13 protein-coding genes and 2 pseudogenes are annotated in these 11,737 nt (G+C 64.7%); 12 read left to right on the forward strand and 3 right to left on the reverse strand.

The annotated features are described in order from the left end of the window. The first annotated feature begins 58 nt into the window (after nucleotides 1-58). From ffh to ACFWO3_RS03585, 7 genes are all read left to right on the forward strand, one after another. Nucleotides 59-1,639: a signal recognition particle protein gene (gene ffh, locus ACFWO3_RS03555; protein WP_378573718.1), complete on the forward strand. Its 1,581-nt coding sequence runs from the start codon at nucleotides 59-61 to the stop codon at nucleotides 1,637-1,639. Nucleotides 1,640-1,643: 4 nt separating this feature from the next. Beyond that, on the forward strand, nucleotides 1,644-2,729 hold the full coding sequence (locus ACFWO3_RS03560) for an amidohydrolase family protein (RefSeq protein ID WP_378573720.1): 1,086 nt from the start codon (nucleotides 1,644-1,646) through the stop codon (nucleotides 2,727-2,729). 174 nt (nucleotides 2,730-2,903) lie between these two features. Next, a complete protein-coding gene (gene rpsP / locus ACFWO3_RS03565) occupies nucleotides 2,904-3,371 on the forward strand; it encodes a 30S ribosomal protein S16 (protein WP_378573722.1) in 468 nt (155 codons plus the stop codon). Beyond that, the gene (locus ACFWO3_RS03570) at nucleotides 3,368-3,610 is read left to right on the forward strand and encodes an RNA-binding protein (RefSeq protein ID WP_378573724.1); all 243 of its coding nucleotides are present in this window, start codon (nucleotides 3,368-3,370) and stop codon (nucleotides 3,608-3,610) included. Before rpsP ends, ACFWO3_RS03570 begins: the two co-directional genes overlap by 4 nt. A gap of 12 nt (nucleotides 3,611-3,622) precedes the next feature. Next, nucleotides 3,623-4,171: a ribosome maturation factor RimM gene (rimM, locus tag ACFWO3_RS03575; protein WP_378573726.1), complete on the forward strand. Its 549-nt coding sequence runs from the start codon at nucleotides 3,623-3,625 to the stop codon at nucleotides 4,169-4,171. 3 nt (nucleotides 4,172-4,174) lie between these two features. After that, nucleotides 4,175-4,867 (forward strand): tRNA (guanosine(37)-N1)-methyltransferase TrmD, encoded by a 693-nt coding sequence (gene trmD, locus ACFWO3_RS03580; RefSeq protein ID WP_378573728.1) that lies wholly within the window; start codon nucleotides 4,175-4,177, stop codon nucleotides 4,865-4,867. 58 nt (nucleotides 4,868-4,925) lie between these two features. Then, nucleotides 4,926-7,244 (forward strand): Tex family protein, encoded by a 2,319-nt coding sequence (locus ACFWO3_RS03585; RefSeq protein ID WP_378573730.1) that lies wholly within the window; start codon nucleotides 4,926-4,928, stop codon nucleotides 7,242-7,244. Nucleotides 7,245-7,408: 164 nt separating this feature from the next. On the opposite strand, the pseudogene ACFWO3_RS03590 reads toward ACFWO3_RS03585, so the two are convergent. The 3 genes and pseudogenes from ACFWO3_RS03590 to ACFWO3_RS03600 all read right to left on the reverse strand — a co-directional run. After that, nucleotides 7,409-7,591: pseudogene (locus ACFWO3_RS03590) on the reverse strand (FAD-dependent oxidoreductase); the annotation flags it as partial. 133 nt (nucleotides 7,592-7,724) lie between these two features. Then, a pseudogene (locus ACFWO3_RS03595) lies at nucleotides 7,725-7,847 on the reverse strand (FAD-dependent monooxygenase); the annotation flags it as partial. 89 nt (nucleotides 7,848-7,936) lie between these two features. Then, on the reverse strand, nucleotides 7,937-8,227 hold the full coding sequence (locus tag ACFWO3_RS03600; RefSeq protein WP_378573732.1) for an FAD-dependent oxidoreductase: 291 nt from the start codon (nucleotides 8,225-8,227) through the stop codon (nucleotides 7,937-7,939). A gap of 148 nt (nucleotides 8,228-8,375) precedes the next feature. Here ACFWO3_RS03600 and ACFWO3_RS03605 point away from each other — a divergent pair, with 148 nt between their 5' ends. The 5 genes from ACFWO3_RS03605 to ACFWO3_RS03625 all read left to right on the forward strand — a co-directional run bounded on the left by ACFWO3_RS03605 (nucleotide 8,376) and on the right by ACFWO3_RS03625 (nucleotide 11,611). Continuing rightward, nucleotides 8,376-9,260, forward strand: a complete 885-nt coding sequence (locus ACFWO3_RS03605; protein WP_378573734.1) for a hypothetical protein — start codon at nucleotides 8,376-8,378, stop codon at nucleotides 9,258-9,260. 94 nt (nucleotides 9,261-9,354) lie between these two features. After that, nucleotides 9,355-9,696 carry a 50S ribosomal protein L19 gene (gene rplS / locus ACFWO3_RS03610; RefSeq protein WP_005240490.1) on the forward strand — a complete coding sequence of 114 codons (342 nt, stop codon included), beginning with the start codon at nucleotides 9,355-9,357 and terminating at the stop codon, nucleotides 9,694-9,696. Nucleotides 9,697-9,751: 55 nt separating this feature from the next. Then, nucleotides 9,752-10,558 carry a signal peptidase I gene (lepB, locus tag ACFWO3_RS03615; protein WP_378573736.1) on the forward strand — a complete coding sequence of 269 codons (807 nt, stop codon included), beginning with the start codon at nucleotides 9,752-9,754 and terminating at the stop codon, nucleotides 10,556-10,558. 17 nt (nucleotides 10,559-10,575) lie between these two features. Continuing rightward, nucleotides 10,576-11,256: a ribonuclease HII gene (locus ACFWO3_RS03620; RefSeq protein ID WP_378573738.1), complete on the forward strand. Its 681-nt coding sequence runs from the start codon at nucleotides 10,576-10,578 to the stop codon at nucleotides 11,254-11,256. A 37-nt stretch (nucleotides 11,257-11,293) separates the two neighbouring features. Next, nucleotides 11,294-11,611, forward strand: coding sequence for a DUF2469 domain-containing protein (locus tag ACFWO3_RS03625; RefSeq protein WP_005240496.1), 318 nt, complete (start codon nucleotides 11,294-11,296; stop codon nucleotides 11,609-11,611). Nucleotides 11,612-11,737 lie beyond the last annotated feature (126 nt).

The raw sequence follows: 11,737 nt of genomic DNA on the forward strand, positions 1-11,737 counted from the left end.
ATCCACGTAGTCGACGCAGGCGCGGCGGCACACTCTTACGAACTCAGGAGCGCACTCGGTGTTCGAATCCCTTTCCGACAGATTGACCGGATCCCTCAAGGATCTGCGTGGCAAGGGTCGACTCTCCGGCGCCGACATCGATGCGACGTGCCGTGAGATCCGGCTCGCCCTCCTCGAGGCCGACGTCGCGCTCCCGGTCGTGCGGACCTTCATCGCGAAGATCAAGGAACGCGCGAAGGGCGTCGAGGTGTCCGGCGCGCTCAACCCGGCCCAGCAGGTCGTCAAGATCGTCAACGAGGAACTTGTCGGAATCCTCGGTGGCGAGACCCGTCGTCTGGCTTTCGCGAAGAACCCGCCCACCGTGGTGATGCTCGCCGGCCTTCAGGGTTCCGGTAAGACCACCCTCGCGGGAAAGCTCGCCAAGTGGTTGAAGGACCAGGGGCACACGCCGCTGCTGGTGGCCTGCGACCTTCAGCGACCCGGCGCGGTCTCGCAGTTGCAGATCGTCGGTGAGCGAGCGGGCGCGACAGTGTTCGCACCGCACCCCGGCACCTCGATCGGCGGCGGCGAGAACGAACTGGGTGTGACGGCAGCCGATCCCGTCGAGGTGGCGCGCGCCGGTGTCGAGGAAGCTCGCAACAAGCAGTACGACGTGGTCGTGGTCGACACCGCCGGTCGTCTCGGTATCGACTCCGAGTTGATGGCCCAGGCAGCGGGCATTCGGGACGCGGTCCAGCCCGACGAGACGCTTTTCGTCCTCGACGCGATGATCGGTCAGGACGCAGTCAGCACCGCCGAGGCGTTCCGCGAAGGCGTCGGCTTCACCGGTGTCGTTCTCACCAAGCTCGACGGCGACGCCCGTGGTGGTGCCGCGCTCAGCGTCCGTGAAATCACCGGTGAGCCCATCCTCTTCGCATCGACCGGTGAGAAGCTCGAAGACTTCGACGTCTTCCATCCGGACCGTATGGCCAGCCGCATCCTGGGCATGGGCGACGTTCTCAGCCTGATCGAAGCTGCCGAGCAGCATTTCGACGCGAAGCAGGCGGAGGCGACTGCCAGCAAGATCGGTTCGGGTCAGCTCACCCTCGAGGACTTCCTCGAGCAGATGATGGCCGTCCGCAAGATGGGCCCGATCGGCAACCTGCTCGGCATGCTGCCGGGCGCGGCGCAGATGAAGGACCAGCTCGCGAACGTCGACGAGAAGCAACTGGACCGCGTTCAGGCAATCATCCGCGGTATGACACCGGCCGAGCGTGCCGACCCGAAGATCATCAACGCTTCCCGGCGTCTGCGCATCGCGAACGGTTCCGGTGTCAAGGTCTCCGATGTCAATCAACTGGTCGACAGGTTCTTCGAGGCCCGCAAGATGATGGCTGCCATGGCCGGTCGCATGGGTATGCCGGGTGGGCGTAAACCTCAGCGGGGCAAGAAGGGCAAGAAGGGCAAAAAGGGAGGCAAGGGTCCGACCCCGCCGAAGATGAAGGGCGGATTCCCCGGAGGCCTGCCAGGTGGACTCCCGGGCGGTATGCCTGCCGGTAGCGGGATGCCCGACCTGTCCAACATGCCGAAGGGGCTCGACGAACTGCCGCCCGGACTCGAGGGCCTCGACCTCTCCCAGTTCAAACTTCCGAAGAAGTAGCCCGATGACCGCTCTGCATCTGCGTGGAACCCTGCTCCCGGGGGAGGACCCCACGGATTTGTGGGTGGACGGAGACGTGGTCTCGTTCGAGCCCGTCGCGGGAGCCGAGACCGTGTGCGAGTCCGGCTGGATCCTGCCCGGGCTGGTCGACGCGCACTGCCACGTGGGCATCGCGTTCGGTGGCGGTGGCGGCGAGACCAGGGACGGCCTCCTGGAACAAGCGGTCACCGAGCGAGATGCAGGGGTCCTGCTGTTGCGGGATGCGGGTTCGCCAGTCGACACCCGATTCGTCGACGACCGCGCCGATCTGCCACGCATCGTGCGGGCCGGTCAGCACATCGCGGCGCCTCGACGCTACATCCGTGGTCTCCCGGTCGACCTCGAAGACGAAGAGCAGTTGCCGGACGAGGTCGTACGACAGGCACGGGCAGGCGACGGCTGGGTCAAACTGGTCGGTGACTGGATCGATCGATCCGTCGGCGACCTGACACCTCTGTGGAGTGACGAGATTCTCGTGGAGGCAATCGCTGCAGCGCACCGGGAAGGGGCTCGCGTCACCGCCCACGTGTTCGCCGAGGACGCGCTGCCGGGTCTGATCAACGCCGGCATCGACTGCATCGAGCACGGCACGGGGCTCACCGACGAGACCATCGAGTCGATGGCGGCACACGGGACAGCACTCGTGCCCACCCTCGTGAACATTGCGACGTTCCCGGAGATCGCAGACTCCGCGTCGAAATACCCGACGTATGCAGCGCACATGCGTGACCTGCACTCGAGGGTCAAGGACACGATCGGGGCAGCGCACGATGCGGGAATCTCGATCTACGCGGGTACCGACGCGGGCGGCTCGATCAAGCACGGCCGGATCGCGGACGAGGTCGAGGCACTGAAAGGTGTCGGTCTTTCGCCCACCGACGCACTGGGTGCGGCGAGTTGGACGGCGCGTACGTGGCTCGGCCACGACGGTTTGTCCGAAGGTGGACCGGCCGATCTGGTCGTGTATCGCGATGATCCGCGGGCAAGCATCGACACGTTGCGGGAGCCGGACCTCGTCGTGTTGCGCGGGGCTGTGGTCAAGACGAGATGACCTCGTTTTCCGTGCATGGCGATCGTCTGGCAGAATGAACGGCTGTCGTCGCATCCGGTTACGTACCGCGCGGCGGTCACAGGTTAGAGGCAAAACCGGGCTCGCTATCCCTGCGGGTCGCTGAATTGCACGTGACATGCGCACTTTCGTGTGCGCTGAAGGAGAAGCACAGCAGTGGCTGTCAAGATCAAGCTCACCCGGCTCGGCAAGATCCGGAACCCGCAGTACCGCATCGTCGTCGCCGACTCTCGCACCCGCCGCAACGGCCGTGCGATCGAGACCATCGGCAAGTACCACCCCAAGGAAGAGCCCTCGCTGATCGAGGTCGACTCCGAGCGTGCACAGTACTGGCTCGGCGTGGGCGCACAGCCCACCGAGCCCGTCGAGGCCCTCCTCAAGGTCACGGGTGACTGGCAGAAGTTCAAGGGACTGCCCGGAGCCGAGGGCACCCTCGAGAAGGCAGAGCCCAAGCCGACCAAGCTCGAGCTGTTCCAGGCAGCCCTCGCGCAGGCCGAGAACGAGCCCGTCGCCGAGGCAGTCACCCCCAAGAAGAAGAAGGCCAAGGCCGACGATGCCGAGGCTGCTGCCGAGGCTCCGGCAGAAGAGGCCGCAGCCGACAGCTCCGAGGCTGCACAGAAGTGAGTGACGTCGTCGCCGATGCCGTCGAGCATCTCGTTCGGGGCATCGTCGCCAATCCCGACGACGTTCGTGTCGAGCTGATCACCGGACGTCGGGGACGCACTGTCGAGGTTCACGTGAACCCCGACGACCTGGGCAAGGTCATCGGTCGTAGCGGCCGTACCGCCACGGCTCTGCGGACACTGGTCTCCGGTATCGGTGGCCGTGGCATTCGGGTCGACGTCGTCGACACGGATCAGTAGACGGCCCCGACAGTGGAGCTCGTTGTCGGCCGAGTGGCCAAATCGCACGGCATCAAAGGTGAATTGGTCGTCGAGGTTCGCACCGACGAACCCGAGGACCGATTTGCGGTGGGTGCTGTGCTGCACGGTCGCAAGGCGCGCGAGCGCGAGCGCGAAACATACGAGGTGGAAGCCGCCCGGGAACATTCCGGGCGGCTTCTGCTGCGTCTCGTCGGGGTGCGCGATCGCACTGCGGCAGACGCACTTCGAGGAACCTTGTTCGTCATCGACAGCGAGGAACTCGACACACCCGAGGACCCGGACGAGTTCTACGACCATCAGCTCGAAGGTCTGTCGGTTCGTCTGAAGGACGGTTCCGAGGTGGGAACCGTCGTCGAGGTGCTGCATTCCGCGGCCGGCGAACTGCTGTCCGTTCGCCCTGTGGACCAGGACCGCGAGCTGCTCGTGCCGTTCGTGGCTGCGATCGTCACATCGGTGTCGATTGCCGACGGTGTCGTCGAGATCGACCCACCGGAGGGTCTTCTCGACCCCGACTTCGGCGAGTCCGCCGACGGGCGGTGACCCGTGCGTCTCGACGTCGTCACCATCTTTCCCGAGTACCTCGAGCCCTTGCGTGCTGCCCTGCTCGGCAAGGCGATCGACAAGGGGCTCATCTCCGTGGGCGTTCACGATCTGCGTGATTGGACCCACGATGTCCACAAGGCTGTCGACGATTCTCCTTACGGCGGCGGCCCCGGCATGGTCATGACGCCCACCGTGTGGGGGCCGGCTCTCGACGACGTGCTGAGCGCTCCGGACGCAGACGCGGACCCGGTGCTCGTCGTCCCGACCCCGGCCGGAGTTCCCTTCACCCAGGCCACCGCGCATCGATGGGCGGAGGAGAAGCACCTGGTCTTCGCATGCGGCCGCTACGAGGGTATCGACCAGCGTGTCTTCGACGATGCTGCGCGTCGCGTGCGCGTCGAAGAGGTGAGCATCGGCGACTACGTTCTCATCGGTGGCGAGGCCGCGGTACTGGTGATGGCCGAGGCTGTGGTTCGGCTGATTCCGGGTGTTCTGGGCAATCAGCAGTCACACCAAGAGGATTCGTTCTCGGACGGTCTCCTGGAGGGCCCGAGCTATACCCGTCCTGCCAGCTGGCGGGAACTGGAGGTGCCGCCGGTGCTGTTGTCCGGAGACCACGCGAAGGTCGCGCAGTGGCGCCACGAACAGGCAGTCGCCAGAACCGCCGAACGAAGGCCCGACCTGTTGCACTGATTCGGCAGGTCTTCACCGCCGATCTCGCTGTCGCACTGGCCCGGTAGGGTCAATTTTCGTGACTCTCAAGACCGTGAACCAGCGCATCGCCGAGGAACTCGACATTCGAGAGGGACAGGTGGCTGCGGCCGTCGACCTGCTCGACGGTGGCTCGACCGTCCCGTTCATCGCCCGCTACCGCAAGGAAGTCACGGGCATGCTCGACGATGCACAGTTGCGTCAGCTGGAAGAGCGGCTGCGCTACCTGCGCGAGCTCGACGAGCGTCGTGACGTGATCCTCGAGTCGATCGACGGACAGGGCAAACTCGACGACCAGTTGCGCGGGCAGATCATGCTGGCGGACACGAAGGCGCGTCTCGAAGACATCTACCTTCCGTTCAAGCCGAAGCGTCGCACCAAGGCCCAGATCGCACGCGAGGCCGGTCACGAGCCGGTTGCCGATGCTCTCATCGGCGACCCGAACGCCGATCCCGCCCAGTACGACGCGGAGCAACTCGACGGTGCCCGTGCCATCCTCGTCGAGCGTTTCGCCGAGGATGCCGATCTGGTCGGTGAGCTGCGCGAGCTGATGTGGACTCGTGGGCAATTGGTGACCGCGGTGAAGAAGGGAAAGGAATCCGAAGGCGCCAAGTTCGCCGACTACTTCGAGTTCTCCGAGCCCTTCACGAACCTGCCCTCACATCGCATCCTCGCTGCTCTGCGCGGGGAGAAGGAAGGCGTTCTCAGCATGACGCTCGCCCCGGACGCGGACGAGCCCGAGCCGGGTGTGCCTACCGTGTACGAAGGCCGGATTGCGCACCGGTTCGACATCGCGGATCGCGGGCGCACAGCGGACAGGTGGTTGTTGGACACCGTGCGCTGGGCGTGGCGCACGAAGCTGCTGATCACCATGGGTATCGACATGAGAATGCGGCTGCGCCAGTCGGCCGAGCAGGATGCTGTGGAGGTGTTCGCCAACAACCTGCGTGATCTGCTGCTTGCCGCGCCGGCCGGCACCCGTTCCACCATGGGACTCGACCCGGGCTTCCGCACCGGAACGAAGGTGGCCGTGGTGGACGCCACCGGCAAGGTGGTTGCTCACGAGACCATCTACCCTCATCAGCCGCACGGCAAGTGGGATGCGGCACTCGCGACCCTCGCTCGGCTCGTGAAGGAACACGGAGTTGAACTCGTCGCAATCGGAAACGGCACCGCATCTCGTGAGACGGACGCTCTCGCCGCGGAGCTGATCAAGGTCGCCGGATCCGGTGAACTGACCAAGATCGTCGTGTCCGAGGCAGGGGCATCGGTGTACTCGGCGTCCGCGTACGCGTCACAGGAGTTGCCGGACCTCGACGTATCGATTCGAGGCGCCGTATCGATCGCCCGCCGACTTCAGGACCCGCTCGCCGAGCTCGTCAAGATCGATCCCAAGTCGATCGGTGTCGGTCAGTACCAGCACGACATCTCCGAGACTCTGCTCGCGCGCTCGCTGGGCGCGGTGGTCGAAGACGCGGTGAACGCGGTGGGAGTCGACGTGAACACGGCGTCGGTCCCGCTGCTCTCCCGAGTGTCCGGCATCGCCGGGTCCCTGGCCGAAAGCATCGTCTCGCACCGCGATCAGAACGGTCCCTTCCGAAGCCGCAGGGGACTGAAGGACGTCGCCCGGCTCGGCCCGAAAGCGTTCGAGCAGTGCGCCGGCTTCCTCCGCATCCCCAACGGAGAGGACCCACTCGACGCATCGAGTGTCCACCCCGAGGCGTATCCGGTCGTGCGCAGAATCGTCGATTCGACCGGCACCGGCGTCCGCGAGATCATCGGCAACAGCCGGACGCTTCGGGCACTGAATCCGGCGGACTTCGCCGACGAGCGTTTCGGCCTCCCGACGGTCACGGACATCATCGGCGAGCTCGAGAAGCCCGGACGCGACCCGCGTCCCGAGTTCAAGACCGCGACGTTCGCCGCCGGCATCGAAAAGGTTGCGCACTTGAAACCCGGAATGGTGTTGGAAGGTGTCGTCACCAATGTCGCTGCGTTCGGTGCCTTCGTCGACGTGGGTGTTCACCAGGACGGTTTGGTGCACGTGTCGGCGATGTCGAAGTCGTTCGTCAAGGACCCGCACGATGTCGTGAAGTCCGGTGATGTGGTGAAGGTGAAGGTGCTCGAGGTCGACGAGGCCCGGCAACGGATCGGACTGTCCTTGCGTCTGGACGACGAACCGGGGTCCGGGCAGCGAAAGCCCGCCGGTGACCGTCGTGAGAACGGCCGACAGGGTGGCGACCGCAGACCGGGTGGCGGGGATCGGCGCGGCGGAAAGCCCGGTGGGCGGCGCGACTCCGCACCTGCGGCCGGTGGTTCGATGGCGGACGCACTACGTAAGGCAGGGTTCGGCCGCTGAGCCGACGAAGCGCGCCGAGCGGTCAGGGTTGCCGATAGACGAGACCGACAGGCGCGTTGCGAGCGAGCGTCGAACGCGCGGTACTCGACCGAGGGCACCGAGCGCGACGTTCGGACCTTGCGGGCGGCAGAGTAGTCGTCGAGCAGTGAGTCCGATCCACCGTCCAGGACGCGTCCGACTGCATCTGCGAGAGCCAGCGCATCGTGCAATCCCAGACTCATTCCCTGCCCGCCTGCAGGACTGTGCACGTGCGCCGAGTCGCCCGCGAGGAGAACGTGGCCTCGGCGGTACGTTGCCGGCACCTTGTGATGAATGCGGAACCGCGAACTCCACTGCACATCGGTCACCCGAACCGGATGCTTCGGTCCTCTCGCGGCGAGGAGGGCCTGAGCGCGAAAAGAACAGAATCACTTCGTCGCGGGGGAGTGGGCCGTCGACCGAGACGTCCGCGAGTGTGAACGATTCGGCAACGTCGTCGCCGGCGAACTCGATGCCGGCGAGTGACCGAACGGTGCTGTTCATACCGTCCGCGCCCACGAGGTAGCGAGCCTGCAACGTCTCGTGCGACAGTTCGGCGACGACGTGGTCGCCGTTGTCGCGCACGCTCGCCAAGGCAACAGAGCGCTCGATCGGTACCTGAAGTGCGTTCAGTCGCTATGTCAGAACCGCCTCGGTGACGTGCTGGGAAATCATCAACGAGTACGGATACTTCGTCGGTAGAGGGGTGAACTCGATCGGCACGAGCACCCGATCCCGGTCACGAGCGGTGAAACGGTGCGCTGGTATCCCTCGCTCCACGAGCGAGGGGTGACGCCGATGGACTCGAGAACTTCCAGGGTGTGCGAGTGCACGACAGCGGCCCTGGACTCGGAGGACGGCGCGTCCTGCCGATCCACCAGTCGAAAATTCCAGCCGGACCGCGCCAGGGATGCGGCGCACGCCATGCCCGTGGGGCCTGCCCCGACGATAAGCACATCGATCATGCCTGCCTCCCGGACGGGCGATGTCGGCGAATTCTCCTGCCGTCGTCGAGGGTAGTGCGCACGGAGCCGTAGGGTGCCAGGACTCGGAGTCCCTGCGAGGGAGCGTCGGGTCGTGCAATGCTCGGAACTACTCGTGAGGAGGAGGGCGATGCGGGACTGGCTCGAACGCGAGATCGTCGGCAACGGCCGGCTCCCGCTGTTGTTCTTCCTGCTGGGTTTTCTCGCGTCCTTCCTGTTCATCCGATTGAGTGTCCGGATGATTCGTGCCGAGGTGAAATGGTGGCCGGGGAACGTCACTCCGGGTGGCCATCACGTTCACCACGTCGTGTTCGGTGTGGTCATGATGCTGGTGAGCGGTGGCTCGATCATCGCCGTCTACGAAGATGGGACACAGACGACCGGGGCTGTGCTCGCCACCTTCTTCGGCATCGGAGCCGCGCTGGTTCTGGACGAGTTCGCGCTGATTTTCTATTTGAAGGACGTGTACTGGTCCGAACAGGGCCGGACATCCGTGGATGCGGTGTTCGTTGCGGTGGCCGTCACGGGTCTCGTGTTGCTGGGATTTCGCCCTCTGGAACTGTTCGACGTCGCCGGCTTCCGAAGCGAACCCGATCCGTGGTTGCGCGTGGCAATCAGCGTCGCGACCGTTCTCAATCTCGTACTGGCTGCCATCGTGCTCGCCAAGGGCAAGATCTGGACCGGGCTCGTCGGATTGTTCATCTTTCCGATCCTGATCGTGGGCGCACTGCGGCTGAGCCGTCCGGGCGCGCCGTGGGCCCGCTGGCGCTACACCCACAAGCCGAAACGGATGCGCCGTGCCGTCGTCCGTGAGCGTCGCTGGCGTCGTCCCGTGATCCGGGCCAAGATCTACGTGCAGGATCTGGTGGCAGGTACACCCAGCGTCGAGCACGCCAGGGCCGCCGCAGAGGAAGAGCTCGAACATGTCGTGCACCCCGCACCTGCACCGATTTCCCCGATGGGGGATCCGTCTGGCACAATTGACGGGTTGCCTGGACCAGGTGACGCTACTTGAACTGGGCACGAACCAGACGAGCACCGGACGTTATTGCGTGGCCGGGTGCCGCTCGGTTCCTCTGCTCCTGCGAAAACGCAAGGATGGAACACCGATGAACACCCTCGATTTCCTGGACAAGAAGTCCCTCCGCGACGACATTCCCGAGTTTCGTCCCGGCGATACGCTCAACGTGCACGTCAAGGTCATCGAAGGCTCCAAGGAGCGCGTGCAGGTCTTCAAGGGCGTCGTGATTCGTCGCCAGGGTGGCGGTGTTCGCGAGACGTTCACCGTCCGCAAGGTCTCCTTCGGTGTCGGCGTCGAGCGCACCTTCCCGGTTCACAGCCCCAACCTCGCGCAGATCGAGGTCGTGACCCGCGGTGACGTCCGTCGCGCCAAGCTGTACTACCTGCGCGATCTCCGTGGCAAGGCCGCGAAGATCAAGGAAAAGCGCTGACCTTTCCGGTGAGCCCGGCGCCGCACGATTGCGGTGCCGGGCTAATCTGTTTTCTGTGACCGATTCGTCGAAGGAGCAGGCATTGTCGTCCGACCCCGGGAATGCCCGAGATGATGCAGACGAGGCGGTCGACAGATTCTCCAAGAAGGGCGAGAAGAAGGAGCGATCCTTCTGGCGTGAGTTGCCCATTCTGATTCTCGTTGCGCTCGTTCTGAGCTTCCTGCTGCAGACTTTCATTGCGCGGGTCTACCTCATCCCATCCGAATCGATGGAACCCACGCTGCACGGCTGCCCGGGTTGTACCGGTGATCGCATAGTGGTGGAGAAGATCGGGTACCGATTCCACGATCCGAGGCCCGGTGACGTCATCGTGTTCCGCGGCCCCGATTCGTGGTCGGAGGAATTCGTCTCGACCCGTTCGGACAATGCCATCAAGCGAGGAGCTCAAGAGGTCGGTTCGTTGGTCGGGCTCGTGCCCCCGGACGAGAAGGATCTCGTCAAGCGCGTCATCGCGACCGGCGGACAGACCGTCGAATGCTGTGACGAACAGGGCCGAGTCCTGGTGGACGGAAAGCCCCTCGACGAGCCGTACGTTCAGATGGACTTCCCCTTCGTTCCCGGTCAACAGGACTGCGAGAGCGATCTGAAGTCGGGGCGTTGCTTCGCACCCGTTACCGTCCCGGAGGGCAATGTCTGGGTGATGGGCGACAACCGCAGCAATTCCGCGGATTCGCGCTTCCACGTCGGCGACGAGTTGCAGGGCACTATTCCGATCGAGAACGTGATCGGCAAGGCACGATTCATCGCCCTGCCTCCGGGGCGCATGGGCGGAATAAGTTCTCCCGACATTCAGGGCAACTGAGAAGTTGGCGTCTTCGTGTGAGTAGCTGGCCACCTCGTACCGTCATCCGTAGATCGTCCGGTCTGCGGACGATGGAGTCCGCCCTGGTGCGCAGTGGTCTTGGGCCTGTGGCGGGCGTAGACGAGGCCGGGCGAGGGGCATGCGCGGGCCCATTGGTGGTTGCCGCCTGCATTCTTGCCGCTAGGCCACATCCCGCGCTGTCCCGCCTCGACGATTCCAAGAAGCTCACCGAGAAGTCACGGGAAGAGTTGTTTCCCATGATCACTCGGCTGGCGGTGTCGTGGAGCGTCGTGCAGGTACCGGCATGGGAAGTCGATGCGATCGGTGTTCACGTCGCCAATATCGAAGGGATGCGGCGGGCGGTGGCCGGTTTGGGTGAGACGCCGGGCTACGTCCTCACCGATGGCTTCCGTGTGCCGGGTCTGCCGGTCCCGTCGTTACCGGTGATCGGTGGGGACGGCGCAGCGGCGTGTATAGCGGCGGCCAGCGTTCTCGCCAAGGTCACGCGAGATCGCACCATGGTGGACCTCGAGGATGCGTACCCCGGCTACGGATTCGCGGTACACAAGGGGTACAGCACGGCGGCGCACATGTCGGCCCTGCACGAGCTGGGTCCGAGCGACGAGCATCGCTACTCGTACGCGAACGTCGCCGCGGTTCGGGACCGGGCGGGTGCCACAGTTGGTGGTGCGCGATGATGACTGTTCACATCAGAGTAGGAGGGCCAACAGTCCTATGAGTGCCGAGGATCTCGAGAAGTACGAAACCGAGATGGAGCTGTCGCTCTACCGTGAATACCGCGACATCGTCGGGCAGTTCTCGTACGTCGTCGAAACGGAACGTCGCTTCTACCTGGCAAATTCCGTGGAACTGTTGCCCCACAACGCCGACGGCGAGATCTACTTCGAGCTTCGGATGTCCGATGCGTGGGTGTGGGACATGTATCGGCCGGCGCGGTTCGTGAAGTACGTCCGAGTGATCACGTTCAAGGACGTGAACATCGAGGAACTCGACAAGCCGGATCTGCGTCTCCCCGATAACGGGCTTTCCTGACACGATCGACTTCTTTCGCCCCGAGGTTTCCACAACCGGCCCACTCCTCCACAGGGCAAGTATTTGCCCTGGTCGCTCGGTTCCCGCCGTCGTGCAACGTGTGCACTCTGGTGGTCGGGAGCGGCT

The sequence above is a fragment of the Rhodococcus sp. NPDC058521 genome (assembly GCF_042719695.1).
In the GTDB taxonomy this organism is placed as follows: Bacteria; Actinomycetota; Actinomycetes; order Mycobacteriales; family Mycobacteriaceae; genus Rhodococcus_F.

What these genes read in the sequence shown, in the direction of transcription:
- rplS (WP_005240490.1), top strand. Translation starts at nt 9,355, where the DNA reads ATGAACACCCTCGATTTCCTGGACAAGAAGTCCCTCCGCGACGACATT.
- ACFWO3_RS03560 (WP_378573720.1), top strand. Translation starts at nt 1,644, where the DNA reads ATGACCGCTCTGCATCTGCGTGGAACCCTGCTCCCGGGGGAGGACCCC.
- ACFWO3_RS03600 (WP_378573732.1), bottom strand. Translation starts at nt 8,227, where the DNA reads ATGATCGATGTGCTTATCGTCGGGGCAGGCCCCACGGGCATGGCGTGC.
- ACFWO3_RS03605 (WP_378573734.1), top strand. Translation starts at nt 8,376, where the DNA reads ATGCGGGACTGGCTCGAACGCGAGATCGTCGGCAACGGCCGGCTCCCG.
- ACFWO3_RS03625 (WP_005240496.1), top strand. Translation starts at nt 11,294, where the DNA reads ATGAGTGCCGAGGATCTCGAGAAGTACGAAACCGAGATGGAGCTGTCG.